Here is a 21596-nt window from a genome sequence, read left to right as displayed (position 1 = left end):
AAGTCAATTGCAGCTTCGCTTCTTGCCGTTCAGATCTGTGTACGTCGCGCCAGAAGGTGCGAGAGTGCAATATTTCACTCTCCAGTATTCCCAATTTGCACTTAGCTGATCGCTAGTAAGAGCCGCAGCAATCACATCTTTATTGTGCTGATGCATGTAGTCCCATCTCCACTGCTTCAGTGCCCAAGTCGCCCACTTTAGGTTTGGAGAACTTGGGGGCGTAACACAGTTAACCATGTGCTTTCCAAATCCGATACCTTTACCGGGATTATCAGCACAAAACGCATCGATCTGCTCCTGTTCCCAACTGTTGAAGGTGGATTTCGGACAATCTATATGTATGCCGTCAGAGGTGAGATAGGTTGCAGTTGGATTTGCCTTGCAAAACGAATTGATCCGATGATTCGCGACAGCACCGGCGATATCATTGCCGATAGCTTGCCCAACTGTAGCACCAGCCTCGTAGTTTTGCTGTCGTCTTAGTTGCTGTTGTTCGAGATTTTGCTGTTGTTCCTGGGCGGAAGGGCTTGTCGATGTGAGGACGTTGCCATTCTTATCATAAGAACCAGTTGTGATGCTTCCATCACTATTGTTTAGAAAGATATTTCCATTCTGGATTGTGCCAGTGGTGATCCCTTTTGGGTCTGTCAAAAACACATTCCCGTCCCTGATTGTGCCAAATGTGATTTCACCTTTGTCAGTGCTTAGAAAGACTCTTTCGCCCCTGATTGTTCCGTACGCGCTGTTGCCCTTGCTGTCGTGGAAGTACAAATTCCCATTGCTGATCGTTCCGGTTGTTTGGTTGCCGTTGGTGTCGTGGATGAGCACAGTCGCATTTTGGGCAAGCAGCGAGCCACAAAACAAAAATAGGACGGACAATAGCTTTGCTGCCATGGGCTTCCTTTCGACTCGCTGGTGTCTTACCGCACTTCTTCTCTGCCTGCCACTTCACTGCCTACCAATGGTACTCGATGGTGGATGGCGCACCGTGAATCCTTTTCTTCCCTAGGCCAACCCTTTGGGTGGGGAAGGCGGGTGGCCGACCCCATGAATCCTTTTCACTTCCCCAACCCAAAACCTTCGGGTGCCCCATCCGTACGGGCACTTTGCGGACGGGTGGGGGAAGTAGGATATCCACCCGCCACGAACCAAAATCACCATCCATGTATGCTAATCGGATGAATCGGGCACTGTCTCTCATAGCGCTTCTGGCAGTTGCATCCATCACGGGCGCACAGTCCCTCGCTCAAGCTCCCGGAGCCACCAAACCGAAGCCCGAAGCCACCGAGTTCTACCAACCAGTCCCTCCCGTAGTCACTCCAGCAGCAACCGTCGGCAACCCACCCTCCGACGCAATCATCCTCTTCGACGGCACAGACACGCATCAATGGGTCGCCGCCAAAGACGGCACGACTCCCGCCGACTGGGAGGTCCACGACGGCGTCATGACCGTAAAGAAGGGCGGCGTCGGCAACATCGAGACCCGACAGAAATTCAAGGACTACCAGCTTCATCTGGAGTGGAAGATTCCCGCCAGCATCGAAGGCAAAGGCCAGGCCCGCGGCAACAGCGGCGTCTTCCTCGCCTCCACCGGCCCCGGCGACGCAGGATACGAGCTACAGATCCTGGACAGCTACAACAACGAGACCTACACCAACGGCATGTTAGGCAGCCTCTACAAGCAGTCCACCCCGCTGGCCAACGCCGCCCGCAAGCCCGGCGAGTGGTCGAGCTACGACATCATCTGGACCGCGCCCCGCTTCAACCCCGACGGCACCCTGAAGACTCCCGCCTACGCCACCGTCTTCGAAAACGGCGTATTGGTCGACGACCACTTCCAACTCAAAGGCCAGACACTCTACATCGGCCAACCGTTCTACAAAGCCTACGACACCGCGCCCATCAAACTACAAGCCCACGGCGACAAGAGCGAACCCATCAGCTTCCGCAACATCTGGGTCCGCGAAGTAAACCACTGGAACGCCGAACCCCACAACTGATTCCGTGCATTGAACAAACTACGCTGGGTGCCCCACTCATGCCGCGGTTTCATCGCGGCATGAGTGGGCTATTCGAGCGAAGCTCGAACCGGGCCCCTGAGGTACGGCTTTCGCTTCGCCATTGCCAAGCGTCCGTTGTTGCATCCAGGCGCCATCTTGTACAGTCAACGCATGGCGCTCAAACGGATGGATAACGTAGGAATCGTCGTCGATAACCTCGAAGAGACGATTGATTTCTTCCGCGAGCTCGGCCTTGATCTCGAAGGCCGAACCACAATCGAAGGAGAATGGGCAGGCCGTGTCACCGGACTTGCCGGCCAGCGCGTCGAGATCGCAATGATGCGCACACCCGACGGCCACAGCCGCCTCGAACTCTCCCGCTTCCTCACCCCGCCTATCGTCGCGGACCACCGCAACGCCCCAGTAAATGCCCTGGGCTACCTCCGCGTCATGTTCGCCGTGGACGACATCGACGAGACGCTTGGCAGGCTGTGCAAGCGCGGCGCACAGCTCGTAGGCGAAGTCGTCCGGTATCAGGACTCCTATCGGCTTTGCTACATCCGCGGACCCGAAGGGCTTCTCATCGGACTCGCCCAGGAACTCAACTGAGCGAGATGTGACGGATATTTCGAAAGTTGAAGGATCGGCTTGGATAAATGGGTCTCTCTGGTTCCGTACACGCTCAACCGCCAGAGGGGGGACATCTCAGGCCGGGTCAAAATCTTGTCAAGTCTCCAAATCCCATAAACTATTCCAATCAAACAACTTCCTCGTGGCGGTTTAGTTTTCCCAAACTGCTACAATTAAATCAGCATAGAAAAAGACCAAAGCCCCAAAGAGACCATCTTTGGGGCTTTACTCATTTGAAATGAAGACTTTCCCAGCATTACCTACGAGGAGACAAATAAAATCAACAACTTACGCCAATCCGACAGGTCAAAGTCCAAGCCTAAACCAAATCGAATGAAGACTTTGCGCAAAAAAAACGGGGGGATGCCCTACGTACTCTTCCCCGTAGCCGAGGCGATCTTCTCCTCCGCCTGCCGCGTCACCGCGTTCGCCTCGTCGTACTTGTCCCCGTCGTCCCCAGCCTCCCGCCAGAGCCGCTCGCCCTCCTGCAACTCCCCCTGCGCCTCCCCGAGGTCGATCTCCTCCGGATGGAGGGCCGTCTCCGCCAGGATCGTCACCCGCTCTGGCAGCACCTCGACGAACCCCCACGCAACGAAGAACTTCTGGTCGCCCGAGGTCCCGCCGTGCAGCCGCACCTCACCCGCGCCGAGTTCCGCGAGCAGGGGCGCGTGCCCGTAGAGCGCCTCGATGTACCCCGACATCGCCGGCAACTCCACCGCCGTCGCCGTCGCATCCAGCAGCACCCGGTCCGGCGTCACCAGCCGCACCGCCAACACCTCCGAGCCTGTCGCCGTCTCTGCCATCGTCACACCGTCTGCTTCATCTTCTCTGCCGCGGCCAGCACGTCCTCGATGCCGCCCTTCAGGTAGAAGGCCTGCTCAGGGATGTCGTCGTGCTTACCCTCGATGATCTCCTTGAAGCTCCGCACGGTGTCCTCTACCTTCACGTAAGCCCCCTTGATTCCGGTGAAGATCTCAGCCACGTGGAACGGCTGCGAGAGGAACCGCTGCACCTTACGGGCACGCGCCACGGTCACCTTGTCCTCTTCCGAGAGCTCGTCGATACCGAGGATCGCGATGATGTCCTGCAGGTCCTTGTACCGCTGCAAGATCTTCTTCACTCCCTGCGCGACATCGTAATGCTCCTGCCCAACGACGCGCGGAGTCAGGATGCGTGAGGTTGAAGCCAGAGGATCGACCGCCGGGTAGATTCCGAGCTCCGACAGCGGACGCGAGAGCACAGTCGTTGCGTCCAGGTGAGCGAAGGTCGTCGCCGGCGCTGGGTCTGTCAGGTCGTCGGCCGGAACGTACACGGCCTGTACCGAGGTGATCGAGCCCTTCTTGGTCGAGGTGATGCGCTCCTGCAACTCACCCATCTCGGTTGCCAGGTTCGGCTGGTAGCCGACAGCCGAAGGCATACGCCCGAGCAGCGTCGAGACCTCGGAACCCGCCTGCGTGAAGCGGAAGATGTTGTCGATGAACAGCAGCGTGTCGGCGCCTTCCTCGTCGCGGAAGTACTCAGCGACGGTCAGGCCGGTCAGGGCCACGCGCAGGCGCGCTCCTGGCGGCTCGGTCATCTGACCGTAGATCAGCGCGGCCTTCGATTTCTTATAGTCGTGCGGATCGATGACGCCCGACTCCTGGAACTCGTGCCACAGGTCGTTGCCCTCGCGAGTACGCTCGCCGACGCCGGCGAACACCGAGAAGCCGCCGTGCTTCGAGGCAACGTTGTTGATCAGCTCCTGAATGACGACGGTCTTGCCGACGCCTGCTCCGCCGAACAGACCGATTTTTCCGCCTTTCAAAAAGGGCTGGATCAGGTCGATGACCTTGATGCCCGTCTCGAACATCTCTTCGGAGGTGGACTGCTCGTCGAACGCGGGAGCCTGGCGGTGAATAGGCATCCGCACTTTGGCTTCCACCGGGCCGAGCTCGTCGACCGGATTGCCGAGCACGTTGAGCACACGGCCCAGCGTCTCGCGGCCCACAGGGACTGAGATACCTGCTCCGGTATCAATGGCCTTCATGCCCCGTACAAGACCTTCGGTGGCGACCATTGCGATGCAGCGCACGCGGCCCTCGCCCAGGTGTTGCTGCACTTCGACGACCACGTCCATAGGCTCTGGCGTATCGAAGCCGTCGCTGACGATTCGCAGCGCCTGGTAAATCGGAGGCATCTTCGCCTCTTCAAATTGCACGTCAACGGCCGGCCCGCTGATCGAAATTACTTTTCCAATGTTCTCTGCCATAGGTCTCTTTCGTAATTACAGTGCGGCTGCGCCGCTCACAATTTCGATAATTTCCTTCGTAATCGCAGCCTGTCTCACACGGTTCATCGTGAGCGAGAGCGCGTCGATCATTTCTCCAGCATTGTTCGTGGCCGAATCCATTGCTGTCATACGCGCTGCGTGCTCTGCGGCCACGCTCTCCAGCAGCGCATGGAAGATCTGCGTCGTAACGTAGCGCGGCATCAGGTGACGGAACAGCCGCTCCGGTTGCGCGCCGAAGATGTAGTCAACCTCAGCCGTGCCGAACTTTCGTGCTTCGGCATCGAGTGCGGACTCTTCTGGCGCCGTGACGCTTACGCCAGAGGTCTGCGCCGCACGGGCTGCAGCTTCTTTCTGCTCCTCAGTCATTTCTTCGGCTGCAGTAATTTCATGCGAGCCGAGCTTGCGGATGGGAAGTAGCTTTTCGACTACGACGCGCTGCGATATGACGGATTTGAATTCGTTATAGACCAAGTAAACAGCGTCGATCTCCGAGTCTGTGTAGCGCTCAACAATAGAGCGGCTGACCTCAGCGACCTCGTCGAACTCGATCTTCTGGAGCAGTCCTGGGTGGTCGCCTGTCACTTCAATCGGTTCAGCGCGGTGGCGAATGTGCTCAATGTGCGTTGCCAGATCGTTGTCGTAGTGCTCTTCCTTGCGCTCGTAGACGGCAGCAGGATAGCGCTTGCGGAAGGTTTCGCGCGCCTTGCGCCCAATGGGTTCGATGTCGATGCTCTGGCCAAGTTTTCGCCGTTCATCTATGAAACCCTGAGCCGCCTTCACGATGTTTGAGTTGAACGCGCCTGCAAAGCCTTTATCGCCAGCGATCACTACGACGAGCACGTTCTTCTCTTCTCGTTCGACCAGTAGAGGATGCATCACGTCGCCGGTAGCATCGTTGAAGAGATCAGTCCGGCGCACAAGTGACTCAAGTACACTGGTCAGCATCTGCGCGTATGGACGCGCCTGCATGGCGCGCTCCTGAGCGCGGCGCAGCTTGGCCGCCGATACCATCTTCATGGCCTTCGTGATCTGCCGCGTGTTTTTCACGCTGCGGATGCGTCGCCGTAGATCGAGTACGTTTGCCATGGTTTACTTTGCAGCCGCCTCTTTCTTGTCCTTGCGCTCAGCCAGGAAGCCAGCCTTGTAGTCCTTGATCGCAGTCGTCAGACGGGCCTTGATGTCGTCGTCCAGGGCTTTCTTTGTAGCGATGTCCGTGAGCACAGTGGGCGCAGCCGATTCGAGATAGGGATAGAAGCCATCCTCGAAAGCGCGGAGATCTGAAACTTCAACATCATCGAGGAGACCTTGCGTACCGGCGAAGATGATTGCCACTTGCTTTTCGGCTGTCAGCGGCTGGAACTGTGGCTGCTTGAGCAACTCAGTGAGGCGCTTGCCGCGATTCAACTGCCGCTGTGTTACTGGGTCGAGGTCTGAACCGAACTGCGCGAATGCAGCCAACTCGCGATATTGTGCAAGGTCGAGCTTCAGGGTCGAGCCGACCTGTTTGGTCGCCTTGATTGCAGCGGAGAAACCGACGCGAGACACTGAGAGGCCGACGTTTACAGCCGGACGTACGCCTGAGTTGAACAGGTCAGTTTCGAGGAATATCTGGCCGTCTGTGATCGAGATCACATTCGTCGGAATGTATGCCGAGACGTCGCCCGCCTGGGTCTCGATGATCGGGAGTGCAGTCAGAGAACCGCCGCCGAGATTATCGGAGAGTTTTGAGGAGCGTTCCAGCAGGCGCGAGTGCAGATAGAAAACGTCGCCTGGATAAGCCTCGCGTCCTGGGGGACGGCGGAGCAGCAGCGAGATCTCGCGGTAGCTGGCTGCGTGCTTCGACAGATCGTCGTAGATCACGAGCGCGTGCTTGCCGTTGTCGCGGAAATACTCGCCCATTGCCGTTGCGGCAAAGGGTGCGAGGTACTGCATTGGCGCGGGCTCGGAGGCCGTCGCGGCGACGACGATGGTATAAGCCAGTGCGCCGTGCTCTTCAAGGGTCTGAACGACTTGTGCAACCGATGACCGCTTCTGGCCGACGGCGCAGTAGATGCAGATCAGGTTGTTTTTGGCCGAGTTGATGATAGTGTCGAGCGCAATTGCGGTCTTGCCGGTTTGACGATCTCCGATGAGCAACTCGCGCTGACCTCGGCCGATTGGAATCATTGTGTCGATGGCCTTGATGCCGGTCGCCATCGGCTCACGTACCGACTGACGGTCAATGACGCCGGGAGCGAGTCGCTCAACTGGCAGGTAGGTGTCCGTATTGATCGGACCCTTGTCGTCGATGGGCTGACCGAGCGCGTTGACCACGCGGCCAATCAGGGCTTCGCCGACAGGGACAGACATGATGCGGCCCGTACGCTTTACCTGGTCGCCCTCGCGGATCTCGGTGTAGTCACCGAGGAGCACGGCGCCAACCTGCTCTTCTTCAAGGTTCATTGCAAGTCCGGCGACGCCGTGAGGAAACTCGATGAGTTCGCCGGCCATGACCTTGTCCAAACCGTGCACGCGTGCGATGCCGTCGCCAAGCGAGATGACTGTGCCGACTTCATCCACCTGAATCCGCTGCTCGTAGTTCTCAATCTCTTCGCGTAGCAGCGCTGTTATCTCATCTGCCTTGATCTGTGCCATGTCTTCCTTCTACCTAATTCTCTTTATCTCGAAATTTGCCGCGACGTTCCGGGGGAACTTTACGCGCTCACAAGCCTTTGTTTCAACTGCTGCAACTGTGCGCGGATTGAGCCGTCGTACACCGTCGATCCGATGCGCACTACCGCGCCACCCAGCAGTGCTGCGTCCTGGCGGTAGGTCGTACGAACGCGACCGCCAGCCAATCTCTCCACCTGGGACTCCAACTCCGCTTTATCAGCGGGGCTCAGATTGCGGGCACTTGTAATTTCTGCCTCGACTGTGCCGGACTGCTCATCGGCAATCCTGTGATATTCGGTGAGAATGTCGCCAAGGTCTGACAGTCGCTGGTGATCGATAATGACCGCAAGGAAGTTCCGTGTCTCGGAGGCCATTCCTAGCCGCTTGGCAATAGCATCCAGCACCTTCAGTTTCTGCGTCCTCGCAATGGATGGATCCATCAGGACTTCACGCAGATCCTGGCTTCCGGCTAGCGTGTCCTTGAAATCATTCAGTTGCTGCTCGATCGCCGGGATATCCAACTGGCGCGATTTGGTTACGTCAGCAAACGCATGGGCATACCGCAAAGCAACGACAGACATTAGTTTTGCCCTTCCTTTGCGTTACCTGTCAGGCGCCGGGCGAAGTTTTGCACCAGCAGGCGGTCTGTTTCCGCTGTGACGACGAGCTTTTTCGCTGCCTGATCGATAGCGAGGTCGGCTGCATACTGCTGAAGTTCGCGCCTAGCCTGCGATGTTGCCGAGGTGATCTCCTGCTCGGCGGCTTCAAGAATCTTCTTCTTCTCGTCCTCGACTGCCGCCTTGATGCGTTGCTCGTCAAGTGCGGAGTCTTTTTCGGCCTGCGTGCGCATTTCTGCAATTTGACTGTCAAGTTTAGCGAGCCGCGCCTCGACACTCGTCAGTCTTGCGCTTGCTTCAGCTGTTGCCGTGCGCGCGTCAGTCAGGTGCTTCTGGATTGCCTTGCTGCGGTCGCGGAAGAGCTTGGGCAAGGTCTTCAGTAGCACCCAGCCTACGCCGATTACCAGCAGTGCGAAGTTTATCAGCGTAAAGGCAGTCGCGGCCTGTTCTGCGTTCAAGCCGAGTTTCGCGCCGAGAGCGCGTACTGCAGCTGAGTGCCGGTACGCCTCATTCTCATTTTCTTCCTGCTGGTTCTTGTCCGGAGATTGAGCCTCTGGAGAACTTTGGTCGCTACTGGTCACGCTAGAGAGCTGCGCCGACTGCGCCCATGTTACTCGTACCGGCGCGAATAAAACCGTGACCACTACCAGCACCGGGAAGATGCGCTTGATCGTCTTTAGGGTCACTGCGCCACCTCCGTCGCTACGGGCTCAACCGGAAGCACGGCATTCAACACAAGCGTGCTTAGCTCGCCAGTGGCGCTTTCAATTCTGGAGCGTGCGTCGGCGGTTGAGCGTTCGATATCCTGTCGGGCAGTCTGGATACGCTGCTGCGCCTGTGTGCGCACCTCGGCGAGCGCGGCCTCTCGCTCATCACTCCACTGCTTCCTGCGCCGCTCACGCGACTCGAATATCTCGCGCTTGGCGTTGCGGAGTTTCTCCTCGTAGGCTGAAGTTTCAGCCTCGGCGGTTGCCATGGCTCCACGAGCCTGTTCGACTGCACCAAGCGTCCGTGCGCGCCGTTCGGCAAGCACACGATCGAGAGGCCGTCGAACTAGCACGCTATACGCTGCTGTCAGCAGCACAAAAAGAACTATTGTCGGCACGGAGCCGAGCACAAGTTCGCCGAGTTGATGCAGTATCTCGTCCATGAATGGGGTGGCCGAAGCCGTTCAGATAGTCCTGTCGCCAGCGTCTCACACCATCTTAATGCTTCGTGAAACGTCCGCGCGTGCGATCTGGCTTGAAGTCTGCGGTACGTCTAGTTCTAGCAAAGCGTTTGCGGGAGTGTCAAACAAAGGCGCTTCGATAATCGGACGATGGTGGCCGATCTCCGAACACATCGCAGGAGGCTCTTCTAAGCCGTTTTTCTTTGACTTTTCGGGGATTTTCGCTATAATCCAACTACCACCCGGACCCTAATTTCTGGGTCACATAGGTCGCGTGAATGGGGACACCACCTCCGCTCCCCTTCAGGCGGCCTATGCTAGTTAAGAGCTGGTTTGTTCCGTCTGTCCCCGGTCCCGGAACCGCCGATAGCGGCCCAGTAGCGATGCAGGTCCCCGTACCTGCACAAATGCCAGGTTGCCTTCAAACCGTTTCTCTTCAATGACTGCTCCGGCTTCGAGGGCAGCCATCACGCGTCCTTCAGACTGCGGCAGTCGAAAGGTTTCCTCGACTAATGGATCGGCGACTAGGGCATGGTCAATGACTGCGAGTAATTCTCCGAGTCCAGTCTGCTTCAGTGCCGAAACTGCAGCGCCTCCTTCGGGCACAACCACCTCTCCTTGCACCAGATCAATCTTGTTTAGCACCTCGATCGCGGGTTTGGTTGCAACATCCAATTCGCTCAACACGCGCTCGACCTGGGCCTTCTGCTCGGCCAGCATCAGACTCGATGCGTCGCGCACGTGCAACAGCAATTCGGCGCGTTCGACTTCTTCAAGGGTCGCGCGAAAGCTCGTCACGAGAGTGTGCGGCAGGTTGCGAATGAAGCCTACGGTATCGGAGAGCAGCACTTTGCGGCGCGAAGGCAGATGAAGCAGACGAAGCTTCGGGTCGAGCGTAGCGAACATCCGGGATGATTCGAGTACTCCAGCCGCAGTGAGCGCGTTAAATAGCGTGCTTTTACCTGCATTGGTGTAACCGACGAGGGCAATGACAGGTACCGGGACGGCTTCTCGCCTCTGACGTTGCTGTCGCCGGATACGCCGAACAGACTCCAATTGCCGCTTCACGTGATCGATACGCAGATGTATCTTTCTACGGTCGGTTTCGAGTTTGGTTTCCCCAGGACCACGCGTGCCGATACCGCCGCCCAATTGGCTCATCGCCTTTCCTCGGCCCGCGAGTCGCGGCAACTGATACTCCAGTTGTGCCAGTTCGACCTGCAAGTGACCTTCGCGGGTACGAGCGTGCCGAGCAAAGATATCCAGAATCAGTTGCGTGCGGTCGATGACGCGACAGGGAAGCCTAGCCTCAAGGTTGCGAAGCTGCGATGGGGTTAGGTCGTGATCGAAGAGGACTAGGTCAGCATTGGCAGATGCCGCCACACCATGTATCTCGTCGAGTTTGCCTTGACCAACCAGTGTGGCTGCATCGGGCCTGGCACGCTTCTGTACAAGCGTGGCGGCGACTTCGGCGCCTGCACTGCGTGCTAACTCCTCAAACTCCGCAATGGAAGCCGAGAAGTCCAGATCGAGGTCAGGCTGCGAAGAAACAGCTTCGTCATTCGGCGCACTCTCAGATAACTTCGCAGAATTTCGTGCCTGCTTTGCGATCGCGGTCAGCTTGCGCCGCTCGCCAGTGAACTCGACGGCGACCAATACTGCCCGTTCGGCGTGCGCTCGCAGTGCTTTCGCTTTCTGCACAGACACTACATCTGTTGTCTGCGCAGAAAGCAGACTTAGTTTGCGTCCGGGCGCCTGCACTGATTTTTTTTGATCACCGACCAAGCGCTTAGCGGCCTTGCGTCCCCGTAGCTTCCTGAGGCGCCGAGGCATTCGCAGAAGTCGCTATCGGATGAGAGACATTTACGCGCGTATCCGGGCGGGCATCCACGTGCATTGCTCCACGTCCACTCACTACGGTCGAGATCGCATGTTTGAAGATGAGTTGCTCTTGGCTGTTGTTCTCGAGCAGTACCGAATACTTATCGAACGACCGGATCTTTCCAGTCAGCTTGACTCCACTGACGAGGTAGATCGTGATCGGACTCTTATCTTTTCTAACGGTGTTGAGAAAAGTGTCCTGAATGTTCTGTGCCGGCTTTGAATCCATGGTGCCGATCTCCTTAGCTAATAAAGTCCTTCAAAATAAAAGGTCTTGCCGTAATCCATCTACTTCAGTTGCAGCTCCAGTCCGCGACAGAGAGCGCGATTTGAAGCCAAGACTCCAACAATACGACCATTCGTTCGATTTATCAACCTGAGCTCAGGTTGGAAGGCTACCGAAGAGCCATCTTTCATATTAGACGCTTCGATTAAGTCTTAGACGCAGCTTTCCATCTAAAAGCAGCACTCCGCTCTGGCCTTTCACGATATACCATGCAAGACGTGCCTGTCCGTAGCGCAGCCCCGATTCCGATGCTGGACTTCAGTCGCCAGTTTGCTTCGATCCGCGACGAGGTGCTTGCGGCCATTGAATCTGTGTGTGATTCGCAGCAGTTCATTCTGGGACCGCAGGTTGAAAGCTTTGAAGCCGCAGCCGCGACAGCGTGCAATGCCCCTCATGCCATCGGTTGCGCCAGCGGTACCGATGCTCTTTGGCTTGCGTTGTTTGCCGCGAATATCGGGCCGGGCGATGCGGTTATAACGACGCCGTTCAGTTTTTTTGCCACCGTTAGCGCCATCCTCCGGGTAGGAGCTCAGCCCATCCTTGCCGATATTGACCCTAGGACATTCAACCTATCGGTGGAGGCGGTTGAAGATATTTTGCAGAAAGCGCCTGTTACCCAGAAAGTAAAGGCGGTTTTGCCTGTCCATCTCTACGGCCAATGTGCAGACTGGAATGCTTTCACTGAATTGAAATATCGCCATCATCTTCTGTTGATTGAGGATGCTGCGCAGGCGTTTGGCGCGACCTGGAACGACACGCCTGCAGGGGCATTAGGTGATGCAGCGGCCTTCAGCTTCTACCCGACCAAGAACCTAAGTGCGATGGGCGATGCAGGGCTAGTCACAACGCTCTCAGGTGCAATTGATGAGCGTGCTCGAGTTCTTCGTTCCCATGGCATGAGGAGACGGTATTATCACGACGAGGTCGGATGGAACTCACGCCTAGACTCAATCCAGGCGGCCATTCTTGAAGTGAAGCTGCGCTATCTTCCGCATTGGAACCAGCAACGCCGTAACCTCGCTGTGCGCTATGACGATCTCTTCAGTCGGGCAGGACTGGCTGCCGCAAATGTGGCAGAAGGGGTGGTCTTGCCATACACAGATCGGCGCGCTACTCATGTCTTCCATCAATACGTCATCCGCGCTCCACGCCGTGACGCTCTGCGCAAGTACCTCACAGATCGGCGTATTGGCAGCGAGATCTACTATCCGGTCCCACTGCATCTGCAAACAAGCCTTGTTGATCTTGGGTATAAGCGAGGGGACTTCCCGAAGAGCGAAGCTGCCGCAGACGAGGTGCTCGCTCTGCCGATGTATCCAGAGCTTAGAGAGGACGAGCAGGAAGCTGTCGTCGATGCGGTGGCATCCTTCTATGCCTGATCCGATGTGATGTCGGTTGCATGTTCTCTCCGTCACGCAACTGCCGTCTCGTTGCCGGGTTGGTATACTTATCAATGCCGCATTGTGGATATTTTTCGTTGCGGTTGGTGTTCGTGCAGACGTCCGGAATGTAATCGGCGGTCTGCGGAATAGGCCTGGATGAGCAAGATTCTTGAGACAATCAACTCCCCCGCTGATGTAAAAAACCTGACCATCGCCGAACTGACTGCGTTGGCCGAAGAGATACGGGAGCGTCTGATCGTTGGCGTAGCGAAGACTGGCGGGCATATTGGGCCAAATCTGGGCGTTGTGGAATTAACACTTGCCATGCACTATGTCTTCGATACTCCAAAGGACAGTTTTGTCTTCGATGTGAGTCATCAGGCATATGTGCATAAGTTGCTCACAGGGCGCGAAAAGCTTTTTCACACTATTCGCCAGCCCGGGGGACTGAACGGCTTCATGCTCCGCACTGAAAGCCAGCACGATAGCTATGGCGCAGGGCATGCAGGTACTGCGTTGAGTGCTGCGCTGGGCATGGCCGTTGCTCGTGATCTGGCAGGTGGTAGCGAGAACATTATCGCGCTCGCTGGAGATGCGGCGTTTACTAACGGCATCTCGTTTGAGGCGCTCAATAACATCGCTGCACAGACGCGTCGCATGATCATTGTGCTCAACGATAATGCATGGTCGATCGATAAGAACGTAGGTGCAATAGCCGAGTACTTCCACAAGGTCGTTACTAACCAGACGGTTTCTAGCCTGCATGATAAGGCTGCCGGACTACTGGAAAAGTTCGGTGGCAAAGCTGTGCGGCACGTTGCGCGCAAAGCTGAAGAAGCAGCCAAAGGCCTGATTGGCCCGGGCATGCTGTTTGAGGAGTTTGGCCTCAGCTACTTTGGCCCTATTGATGGCCACAATTTGCCTCTTCTGATTGAAACTTTCAAGTTCCTGAAAACGCAAAACAAGCCTGTCATCTTGCACGCAATTACGCAGAAGGGACGCGGCTTCCAGCCGGCAATAGAAAAGCAGAAGAAGTTCCACGGATTGGGACCGTATGATGCTGAAACAGGCGAGACGAAATCAGCCGGGCAGAAGACTTACTCGGAGGTCTTCGCCGAGAGTCTGACCAAGCTTGCGGATTCAAACGAGAAGGTTGTCGCGATTACGGCGGCCATGCCCAATGGAACGGCGCTTGATCTCTTCCGCCCGCACCACCCCACTCGTTATTTCGATGTGGGCATCGCCGAGGAGCACGCAGTCATCTTCGCTGCAGGTATGGCGACCAAAGGCTACAAGCCTTTCTGTGCCATTTATTCGACGTTCCTCCAGCGTGCGTTCGACCCCATTGTGCATGATGTATGTCTGCAGAATCTACCGGTCGTCTTCTGCATGGACCGCGGCGGCTTGAGTGGGGACGACGGACCGACACACCATGGCCTGTTCGACATCAGCTACCTGCGTGGAGTGCCGAATATCATCCATATGGTTCCGAAGGATGAGGATGAATTGGCCGACATGATGTACACGGCAATGCTGCATGAGGGACCAAGCGCTATCCGCTATCCGCGGGGTACGGGGCCAGGCGTGAAGCTAAAGGACAAGCTAGTTGCGCTCGAGATCGGCAAGGCCGAAGTCGTCGTCGACGGCCACGACATTGCTATCTTCGGCCTTGGCGCGATGCTGCCTGAGGCCATTCGACTGGCCGAGATGCTTCGTTTGGAAGGCTTCTCGACTGCCGTGGTAAATCCGCGTTTTGCCAAACCGATTGACCGCGCCTGCGTTGCGGACTTCGGTGGGCGCTGCCGCCTGCTGATTACATTAGAAGATCATGTGCTGGCAGGAGGGTTCGGCTCAGCGGTGCTGGAGACTCTGAATTCGCTCGACTTGCAGACGCCTGTGGTGCGTATCGGCTGGCCTGATGCTTTCATAGAACACGGCAAGGTGGATTTTTTGCGTGCGAAGTATGGCCTAACTGCAGAAGCTGCGCTCGAAAAAGCCAAACCACATCTGGCACGGATGATGGAGCAAGTGCTGGCTAGGCATTTTTAGTTCCCCCACTCTTACGGAATGACAATCCTGGCCTGCCACCTTTGCGCCGTTGACATTCCCCTGCTCTGCTCGTCAACTGAAGACTGGATTCGATGCAGAACGGGACTATCAGCGAAGCGAGACTGGCCGGAGCAAGGGTCAAAGCATACAGGAAGCATCATGCGCACGACCGAGGGCTTCTACTGATTGGCCTGTTCAAGCTAGGCAAGTCGATCCTCTTCTTCCTCATCGGAGTGGGTGTTGTGCACCTGCTGCACAAAGACATCAGCGATGAGATTATGCGTTTGGCGGTCGCGCTCAAGTTTGACCCTGAGAGCCGATTTGTGGCAATCCTGTTGAATAAGGCCGACCTGATCGACGCGCACCGGCTGAAGCAGATTGGCGTGGCGACGTTTGGCTACTCGGCGGTTGCGCTGACCGAGGGGATTGGCCTGGTGCTGGAAAAGGTCTGGGCCGAGTACCTGACGCTCAGCCTGACGATGATGTTTCTGCCGTGGGAGCTGTATGAGCTGGTGCGGCATCCGACGGCGTTTCGGGTGGGGCTGCTGCTGATTAATCTTGCCGTCCTGGCTTACCTGCTCTGGCTGCTGCGGCGGACGAAGGCTGAGAGCCTGGATTAAGGTGTTTCCAGTGGGTACCCCCTCCCCCATACTTAAGTACTAAAGTCTTCCATTCATTGGGCTTATGGTAGGGGGTACTTTGCTAAAGTCTTGATTCTATTGGAGTGGGGTACCTTGGTGTCCCGTAAAATCTTCATAAATATAGATTAATGCCAGAATTGGCATCGGTTTTAGCGCTTCCGGCCTGATCGGATCCCTGATTTAAGTGTAGCAGATGCCGGAAACTTAACCGCCACGTGGAAGTTGTCTGTTTTGTTTGGGTTGGATGGTTTGGGGGCTTGACAGGGTAGTGGCTGGGCTGAGGAACAGCAGATTCCTCCGCCTGCGGTTATGGAATGGAAATGCAACCGCAACAGCAGACGCGGATTCCCTTCGGGAATGACAAGCAAGAAGCAACTGCAAAAGCAACTGCCCGGGGTTCTTCGCTCAGATATAACCGTGTCTTGAGGCACCAGTTACCGCAATAGTTAAATTCCTCAAAATGTACCCTCGTCCATGCAATTTCTTGCATGAAAGCGCTTTTTGGGCCGAGGAGGAGGACGTTTTGTTGGGGGTTTCTGCGCCAATCGGTTTGGCTATCTGCTTGCTTGGATGAGTTTGCAACCTGCACATTACTCACACTTAAGGGAAGGTTCATGAAACGTATCTCTCTGCTGCTCGCATCCGCTTTGATAGCTTCAGCAAGCCTGGTCGCCCATGCGGACACATTTCAGTACAACGTTGTGTTCAATAACGGGCAGACTACGACGGACGCAACTTTTGATTCTCCATCCATTCTCACCAGCACAACCACCTATATACCGGCGACCGGAACGGGCAGCCAGGGGTCGATTTTGTCGGTCAGCGCATATCCGATACTCAATGGTTGCTATAACGGGTTTGACGCCTGCTTCATCACCAACTCACAGGCTGGCGGGGACGTTCTCTATTTCCATACCAACGTCGAGAGCGTAGGAACCTATTTCGACGTCTTTGGGAATGGCATGCTCACGATCTCGAAGCTTTCGTCGCCGGCTCCGACTCCGGAGCCTTCGAGCCTTCTGCTGCTGGGTAGCGGATTGCTGGGAATGGGCGGGGTGTTGAAGCGGAAGTGGCAGATATCAGCGGCGGAGTGAAGGTCGCTCGGCAGGATGAATCGCGCTATCGGGCTGGGGCTGTCGAAAAGACGCTCCGGCCCTCAGACTTTAAAGAGGGATGCGACAGCGCGTGAGATCAGACATATCTTGCGGCCCGTTTTCGCTTTTTTTTCGCGTACCAGATGACTTGGGGCTCCGCAAGTGTCACCCGAGGTATGAACCAAATACGCAAACACAAGATGTAGTGGGTACCTACTTGTAGTCCACCAGAGGCTGAGTTTTCCACATTTCATTCCGGGAAATGCACAGATTTGCGCAATTTAGTGCTTTACAGCGAGGGGGTGTTGCGTGAGGATGGTGGAGCGAAGTGGTTAGAAATGGTCTAAAGGGGACCAGCTCTGGTACATCTTGAGTAGATTTTATCCCCGGAGGGTCTGGTTTGAAGAGCTGAGCGGCAAGAGGTATCGAGGTTGTCATGTTTCGCGGAAATCACCCAACGCGCGTGGACGAGAAAGGCAGGCTGAAGCTGCCGGCCGACTTCAAGCGTCGTGTTGATGAGGTGTACGGGCCGCAGTTCTACATCACCAGCCTTGATGGCAAGCGCGCACAGATACATCCGCTCAAGGAGTGGGAAAAGATCGAGGCGCAGGTAGCGAAGCTTTCCTCGATGGACCCGGTCCGCAAAAAGTTTCTGGACGTGACGAACTATTACGGACAGATGGCAGAGATGGACGCGCAGGGCAGGCTGTTGATTCCTCAACTGCTGCGCGAGACGGCCAAAGTGGTTGGCGAAGTGAACGTTCTTGGATCCCAGACGTTTCTTGAGGTCGTCAACGCTGAGATGTTCAAGGCTGAGGTGCAGGGCACCGGCGGCGCAGTGGAGTTGACGGCAAGCGATCTGGCTGCGTTTGCCGAGAAGACGAACAGCTAGTGGTTTTGGAAGTTTGGCCCTCAGGGGCAGCACAAGGCGCGACGAGATGGCTAGACCCGAGCATGTGCCGGTTCTTTTAGAAGAAGCTTTGAAGTATCTGAATGTGCGGCCTGGCTGCGTCGTAGCAGATTTGACGATGGGGCTTGCAGGGCACTCTTCGGAGATTGCAAAGAAGCTGGGCGCGAGGGGCAGGCTGATCTGCTTCGACCGCGACCCGAAGGCGATGCAGTTGGGCAGGGCGAGGCTCGACGAGGTTCGTGCCGAACTTGCCACCGAGATGCCAGAGGTGCTGTTTGAGCCGAGGGCATTTTCCGAAGCGGCGCAGGTGATCGCGCCCGGAAGCCTGGACGGTTTGCTTGCGGACTTTGGCGTAAGCAGCCTGCAACTGGACGAGGCGCACAGAGGATTCAGTTTTCGGTCGGAAGGCCCCTTAGACATGCGGATGAATCCGCTAATTGGGGAGACGGCCGAGCAAGTGGTAAATCAGGCGGACGAAGAAGAGCTCGCCAACCTGATTTACGAATTCGGAGAGGAAAGGAGGTCGCGGAGAATCGCCAGAGCCATTGTGAGGGCCCGGCCGATTACGACGACGGCAGAGTTAGCCAGAGTAGTATCGGCCGCGGCCCCTTCAATGAAAGGCGACAAGATTCATCCTGCGACCAGGACCTTTCAGGCACTCCGGATTCGAGTGAATAACGAGTTGGGAGAGATTCAATCGCTGCTCAAGAGCGCGGGATTTCTTCTGAAGCCGGGTGGGAGGCTGGTGCTTATCAGCTTCCACTCGTTGGAAGACCGGTTGGTGAAGGATGCGTTTCGTGAGGCTGCCCGGAACGGTGAGTTTGAGGTGTTGACGAAGAAGCCGGTGGTTGCCGGCGAAGAGGAAGAGAGAAAGAATCCGCGATCGCGCAGCGCGAAGCTAAGAGCGGCGGAGAAGCGGTAAGAAAAAGTTTGGTAGCAAGTTTGGTTGCATGTGTTTTGAAGGCACATGCAGCGACAAGTGATCGGGCCGGGGTTGTCCCACCTTCTTTCTGGCGAAAGACAACTCAGTAACACAAAGTCCCTTCCTTCAAATAGCGATCCCGGCCCGGTTCGTATTTTTGAGGAGCGGCAAAGAGATAAGGATTCGGAAATAACGAGGTGGTCCATGGCAGCTTCGGCGATGGCAGGACAGCAACTGGAAATGATGAGCGCACGGGCGAAGGGGCGTACCCAGACCGTGGCCGAGCGCAATCGCGCTCTCTTTGATGCGCAGCGCCGCGCGCGCCGTGGGCCGACGCCTGAAGTTTTCTTTGCTAAGTACATCGATAACAGCCGTATCGTGAAGGCCGATGATCCGGTGCGTCGCCGTGAGATGCGCCAGTTCAGTGTTGTAATGAGTGTGCTCTTCATGCTCGTGATGGTCTATGTCTGGCAGCACTTCTCCGCGATTGAAGTTGGCTACCATGTCGAAGTGCAGAAGCAGCAAGTGGAGCAACTGCGTGAGCAGAACCGACAACTCCGACTGACTGAGGCACAACTGACTGATCCTGAACGGATCGACACACTGGCAAAGCAGCTTGGTTTGGCTGCTCCTCAACCAGGCCAGGTTGTGAGGCCCAATGGTAGCGACATGAACGCTCCGATATTGGCGCAGGCGCACGTGCCAGGGATTCAATTGGCGCAATAGCCACGCTCGGAGAGTGTGCCGTATTCTAAATAGACAAGCAGGACCAAGATGAACAAAGCGCCCCGGCAGACCCTGACCGCTCCTATCCGGAGAATACGGTTTGCGTATGTGGCGCTCTTCTTTTGCTTCTGGATGGGCATGATTGCCGTCCGGCTGGTGTGGTTGCAGGTCTTTGAGCACCATCACTACATTGAGCGCGCGGCGCAGCAGCAGCAACGCACCTTCGAGGTCGCTCCCCGGCGCGGCGTGCTCTATGATCGCAATCTGCGTGCGCTTGCTGTCACGGTGCAAACGGACAGCGTCTATGCCGTACCGTCCGAACTGGGCGATAACCGCGAGAGCGCGGCTGAGATCCTTTCAGAGATTGTCCATAAGGATCCAGACGATAGGTTTACCTCGAAGCAGCAGATGCTGGCCCGCTTCAACGCATCGCGCAACTTCGCTTGGGTAGCGCGCAAGCTTGACCCCGAAACTGCTGAGCGTGTGCGCGAGCTCAACCTCAAGGGCGTCTATTTTCAGAAGGAGTTCAAGCGCTTCTACCCGAATAACGATCTGGCAGCTGAGGTACTTGGCTATGTAGGTACAGACGATGTTGGCCTTGGTGGATTGGAGCGCGAGTATGATGACGACCTGCATGGAGTTCCGGGGCATGTGCTGACTGCCGTGGATGCGCGCCGTCATGTACTCGATAGCGAGGAGAGTCAGCCGATGCCGGGTGAGAACCTCGTGCTCTCCATCGACGCCAATATTCAGTACATGGCCGAGCGGGCGCTCGATGCACAGATGCAGAAGATGAAGGCGCTGCATGGCGTGGTCGTGGTGCAGGACCCGCACACGGGGCAGATTCTCGCGCTGGCTATTTCGCCGAGGTTCAACCCGAACGACTCGCGACATATGCAGCCGGGCTCACTGACTGATCTTGCGGTGAGTGATGTCTACGAGCCGGGATCGACCTTCAAGCTCGTTACATATTCTGCGGCCATCGACGGTGCCGGTGTAGAGCCCACGGACATGGTCGATTGCCAGGGCGGGCAGATGACGATGTACGGGCGAACGTTGCACGATGATCGTTCCGACCGCGGCCTGGGAGTGGTGACGGTTCAGAAGGCGCTAGAGCGGTCGAGCGATGTGGGGGCCGCGAAAATGGCCCTGAAACTCGGTGCGGACAAGTTTTACCACTATATGAAAGCGTACGGATTTGGCGAGCGCAGCGGGATCGAATTGCCCAGTGAGACGCGCGGGCTGCTGCGGCCTCCACGTCGATGGGGATCGACCAGCATTCTTTCGCTAGCCATTGGGCAGGAGGTTGGTGTCACGCCGATCCAACTGATCTCCATGGTGAGCACAATCGCTAATGGCGGCGTCTATCTTCCGCCGCACATCTTGCTCAAATCGACAGACGAGATGAAGGGCGATCCCCGGCTGAAGCCCGCTGCCTTCCATCCTGAGAACGAATTGCCCGACAAGCTACCCGATGGTGCGCACCGTGTGATCTCCGAGCTGACTTCGGCGAAGATGCGGAAGATGATGCAAGGCATCGTGACCGAGGGGACTGGAAAAAACGCACAGTTGAATGGCTACAGTTCGGCGGGCAAAACTGGAACGGCACAGAAGATTGATCCCGAAACCCATACCTATTCGCACACAAAGTTGGTGGCCAGCTTTGCGGGATTCGCGCCCGTGAGCAATCCAGCGATTTCAGTTGTGGTGGTGATCGATAATCCAACGGTCGGCACCAGGTATGGGGCAGAGACCAGCGCTCCGGTCTTCGCCGAGGTGGCACAGGAGGTGCTGGAATATCTTGGCGTTCCGCATGATCAGCCATTGAAAACGAAGAAAGAGATGAAGATGCTGACCGCGAAGGACCTGGTGGACGATTCGCCGGACAACAGCACGGCAGACCTGAATGCGATGTTCGATGATGTGAACAATCTGCCGCCAGATGATCCACTACGGACGGGGGCAAACAATGCATCGAAAGAAAATCAGACCGCAACCGCGCCTCCTGCTCCAGTGCCTGACGAGCCGAAAAAGGGCAATGCTGTGTTGAATCTGCTTCCCTCAAAGGCGGTAACGGAATTTCACTCGAACGCCAGCAAGATTGCAGCTGGCGACGCAGCAAACACTGCACCTGTGCCTGTCGTTTCCGAAAGCGCGCAGCGAAAGGGTGTGGTGGTGGATTCTGGTGCGAAGGTCGCCGTCCCATCGTTTGATGGAGCTGGCCTGCGCACCGTAGTGGAGCGCGCCGACGCAGTGGGGCTGCGCGTGCAGGCGGTAGGTGATGGTATGGCCCGGCAGCAAGTTCCGGCCGCAGGGACGATGGTGCCCGTGGGGACTGAAGTAATTGTTAGGTTTACCCGTTAGAGACC

General features: G+C 56.7%; 20 protein-coding genes. 10 read left to right on the top strand and 10 right to left on the bottom strand.

Annotated features, from left to right (window positions below; translation table 11 throughout):
- Positions 1-3: 3 nt before the first annotated feature.
- Complete coding sequence (locus IEX36_RS08280) at positions 4-894, bottom strand: hypothetical protein (protein WP_188758880.1); 891 nt, start codon at positions 892-894, stop codon at positions 4-6.
- 284 nt (positions 895-1178) lie between these two features.
- Here IEX36_RS08280 and IEX36_RS08275 point away from each other — a divergent pair, with 284 nt between their 5' ends.
- The gene (locus IEX36_RS08275; RefSeq protein WP_188758879.1) at positions 1179-2000 is read left to right on the top strand and encodes a 3-keto-disaccharide hydrolase; all 822 of its coding nucleotides are present in this window, start codon (positions 1179-1181) and stop codon (positions 1998-2000) included.
- A gap of 186 nt (positions 2001-2186) precedes the next feature.
- Complete coding sequence (locus IEX36_RS08270) at positions 2187-2609, top strand: VOC family protein (RefSeq protein WP_229668800.1); 423 nt, start codon at positions 2187-2189, stop codon at positions 2607-2609.
- A gap of 389 nt (positions 2610-2998) precedes the next feature.
- On the opposite strand, the gene atpC is transcribed toward IEX36_RS08270, so the two are convergent.
- The 9 genes from atpC to hfq form a co-directional block, all read right to left on the bottom strand.
- Positions 2999-3433: an ATP synthase F1 subunit epsilon gene (atpC, locus tag IEX36_RS08265; RefSeq protein ID WP_188758878.1), complete on the bottom strand. Its 435-nt coding sequence runs from the start codon at positions 3431-3433 to the stop codon at positions 2999-3001.
- Positions 3434-3435: 2 nt separating this feature from the next.
- A complete protein-coding gene (gene atpD / locus IEX36_RS08260; protein WP_188758877.1) occupies positions 3436-4878 on the bottom strand; it encodes a F0F1 ATP synthase subunit beta in 1443 nt (480 codons plus the stop codon).
- Positions 4879-4893: 15 nt separating this feature from the next.
- Positions 4894-5985, bottom strand: a complete 1092-nt coding sequence (locus IEX36_RS08255) for a F0F1 ATP synthase subunit gamma (RefSeq protein ID WP_188758876.1) — start codon at positions 5983-5985, stop codon at positions 4894-4896.
- Between the two features lie 3 nt (positions 5986-5988).
- Positions 5989-7533 (bottom strand): F0F1 ATP synthase subunit alpha, encoded by a 1545-nt coding sequence (gene atpA / locus IEX36_RS08250; protein ID WP_188758875.1) that lies wholly within the window; start codon positions 7531-7533, stop codon positions 5989-5991.
- Between the two features lie 59 nt (positions 7534-7592).
- A complete protein-coding gene (gene atpH, locus IEX36_RS08245; RefSeq protein ID WP_188758874.1) occupies positions 7593-8132 on the bottom strand; it encodes an ATP synthase F1 subunit delta in 540 nt (179 codons plus the stop codon).
- Positions 8132-8854, bottom strand: coding sequence for a F0F1 ATP synthase subunit B (locus IEX36_RS08240; protein WP_188758873.1), 723 nt, complete (start codon positions 8852-8854; stop codon positions 8132-8134). Before IEX36_RS08240 ends, atpH begins: the two co-directional genes overlap by 1 nt.
- Positions 8851-9318, bottom strand: a complete 468-nt coding sequence (locus tag IEX36_RS08235; RefSeq protein ID WP_188758872.1) for a F0F1 ATP synthase subunit B — start codon at positions 9316-9318, stop codon at positions 8851-8853. Before IEX36_RS08235 ends, IEX36_RS08240 begins: the two co-directional genes overlap by 4 nt.
- Before the next feature lie 339 nt (positions 9319-9657).
- Positions 9658-11037 carry a GTPase HflX gene (gene hflX / locus IEX36_RS08230; RefSeq protein ID WP_229668799.1) on the bottom strand — a complete coding sequence of 460 codons (1380 nt, stop codon included), beginning with the start codon at positions 11035-11037 and terminating at the stop codon, positions 9658-9660.
- A gap of 88 nt (positions 11038-11125) precedes the next feature.
- Complete coding sequence (gene hfq / locus IEX36_RS08225) at positions 11126-11446, bottom strand: RNA chaperone Hfq (protein ID WP_188758869.1); 321 nt, start codon at positions 11444-11446, stop codon at positions 11126-11128.
- Between the two features lie 266 nt (positions 11447-11712).
- Here hfq and IEX36_RS08220 point away from each other — a divergent pair, with 266 nt between their 5' ends.
- From IEX36_RS08220 to IEX36_RS08185, 8 genes are all read left to right on the top strand, one after another.
- A complete protein-coding gene (locus tag IEX36_RS08220) occupies positions 11713-12882 on the top strand; it encodes a DegT/DnrJ/EryC1/StrS family aminotransferase (RefSeq protein WP_229668798.1) in 1170 nt (389 codons plus the stop codon).
- 159 nt (positions 12883-13041) lie between these two features.
- Complete coding sequence (gene dxs, locus IEX36_RS08215; protein ID WP_188758867.1) at positions 13042-14934, top strand: 1-deoxy-D-xylulose-5-phosphate synthase; 1893 nt, start codon at positions 13042-13044, stop codon at positions 14932-14934.
- Positions 14935-15026: 92 nt separating this feature from the next.
- Positions 15027-15554, top strand: coding sequence for a DUF2127 domain-containing protein (locus tag IEX36_RS08210; RefSeq protein ID WP_188758865.1), 528 nt, complete (start codon positions 15027-15029; stop codon positions 15552-15554).
- A gap of 635 nt (positions 15555-16189) precedes the next feature.
- A complete protein-coding gene (locus IEX36_RS08205) occupies positions 16190-16669 on the top strand; it encodes a PEP-CTERM sorting domain-containing protein (protein ID WP_188758863.1) in 480 nt (159 codons plus the stop codon).
- Between the two features lie 436 nt (positions 16670-17105).
- Entirely contained in the window at positions 17106-17561 is a 456-nt protein-coding gene (locus IEX36_RS08200; RefSeq protein WP_188758861.1) for a division/cell wall cluster transcriptional repressor MraZ, read from the top strand.
- A 46-nt stretch (positions 17562-17607) separates the two neighbouring features.
- Positions 17608-18501: a 16S rRNA (cytosine(1402)-N(4))-methyltransferase RsmH gene (gene rsmH / locus IEX36_RS08195; RefSeq protein ID WP_188758859.1), complete on the top strand. Its 894-nt coding sequence runs from the start codon at positions 17608-17610 to the stop codon at positions 18499-18501.
- A gap of 204 nt (positions 18502-18705) precedes the next feature.
- The gene (locus IEX36_RS08190) at positions 18706-19227 is read left to right on the top strand and encodes a septum formation initiator family protein (protein ID WP_188759895.1); all 522 of its coding nucleotides are present in this window, start codon (positions 18706-18708) and stop codon (positions 19225-19227) included.
- Between the two features lie 48 nt (positions 19228-19275).
- Positions 19276-21591, top strand: coding sequence for a penicillin-binding transpeptidase domain-containing protein (locus tag IEX36_RS08185; protein WP_188758856.1), 2316 nt, complete (start codon positions 19276-19278; stop codon positions 21589-21591).
- Positions 21592-21596: the final 5 nt, after the last annotated feature.

This window comes from Edaphobacter acidisoli (genome assembly GCF_014642855.1).
Lineage (GTDB): Bacteria > Acidobacteriota > Terriglobia > Terriglobales > Acidobacteriaceae > Edaphobacter > Edaphobacter acidisoli.
Note: the sequence above shows the minus strand (reverse complement) of the source record. Positions and strands in the feature narration are given on the sequence as shown.

Bases quoted from the DNA above. Each gene is read 5' to 3' on its own strand.
- IEX36_RS08205 (WP_188758863.1), top strand. From the start codon at position 16,190: ATGAAACGTATCTCTCTGCTGCTCGCATCCGCTTTGATAGCTTCAGCA.
- IEX36_RS08220 (WP_229668798.1), top strand. From the start codon at position 11,713: ATGCAAGACGTGCCTGTCCGTAGCGCAGCCCCGATTCCGATGCTGGAC.
- IEX36_RS08270 (WP_229668800.1), top strand. From the start codon at position 2,187: ATGGATAACGTAGGAATCGTCGTCGATAACCTCGAAGAGACGATTGAT.
- IEX36_RS08275 (WP_188758879.1), top strand. From the start codon at position 1,179: ATGAATCGGGCACTGTCTCTCATAGCGCTTCTGGCAGTTGCATCCATC.
- rsmH (WP_188758859.1), top strand. From the start codon at position 17,608: ATGGCTAGACCCGAGCATGTGCCGGTTCTTTTAGAAGAAGCTTTGAAG.
- IEX36_RS08185 (WP_188758856.1), top strand. From the start codon at position 19,276: ATGAACAAAGCGCCCCGGCAGACCCTGACCGCTCCTATCCGGAGAATA.
- atpD (WP_188758877.1), bottom strand. From the start codon at position 4,878: ATGGCAGAGAACATTGGAAAAGTAATTTCGATCAGCGGGCCGGCCGTT.
- atpC (WP_188758878.1), bottom strand. From the start codon at position 3,433: ATGGCAGAGACGGCGACAGGCTCGGAGGTGTTGGCGGTGCGGCTGGTG.
- hfq (WP_188758869.1), bottom strand. From the start codon at position 11,446: ATGGATTCAAAGCCGGCACAGAACATTCAGGACACTTTTCTCAACACC.
- atpH (WP_188758874.1), bottom strand. From the start codon at position 8,132: ATGTCTGTCGTTGCTTTGCGGTATGCCCATGCGTTTGCTGACGTAACC.
- IEX36_RS08210 (WP_188758865.1), top strand. From the start codon at position 15,027: ATGCAGAACGGGACTATCAGCGAAGCGAGACTGGCCGGAGCAAGGGTC.
- dxs (WP_188758867.1), top strand. From the start codon at position 13,042: ATGAGCAAGATTCTTGAGACAATCAACTCCCCCGCTGATGTAAAAAAC.
- IEX36_RS08190 (WP_188759895.1), top strand. From the start codon at position 18,706: ATGGCAGCTTCGGCGATGGCAGGACAGCAACTGGAAATGATGAGCGCA.
- IEX36_RS08280 (WP_188758880.1), bottom strand. From the start codon at position 894: ATGGCAGCAAAGCTATTGTCCGTCCTATTTTTGTTTTGTGGCTCGCTG.
- IEX36_RS08255 (WP_188758876.1), bottom strand. From the start codon at position 5,985: ATGGCAAACGTACTCGATCTACGGCGACGCATCCGCAGCGTGAAAAAC.
- IEX36_RS08200 (WP_188758861.1), top strand. From the start codon at position 17,106: ATGTTTCGCGGAAATCACCCAACGCGCGTGGACGAGAAAGGCAGGCTG.
- IEX36_RS08235 (WP_188758872.1), bottom strand. From the start codon at position 9,318: ATGGACGAGATACTGCATCAACTCGGCGAACTTGTGCTCGGCTCCGTG.
- atpA (WP_188758875.1), bottom strand. From the start codon at position 7,533: ATGGCACAGATCAAGGCAGATGAGATAACAGCGCTGCTACGCGAAGAG.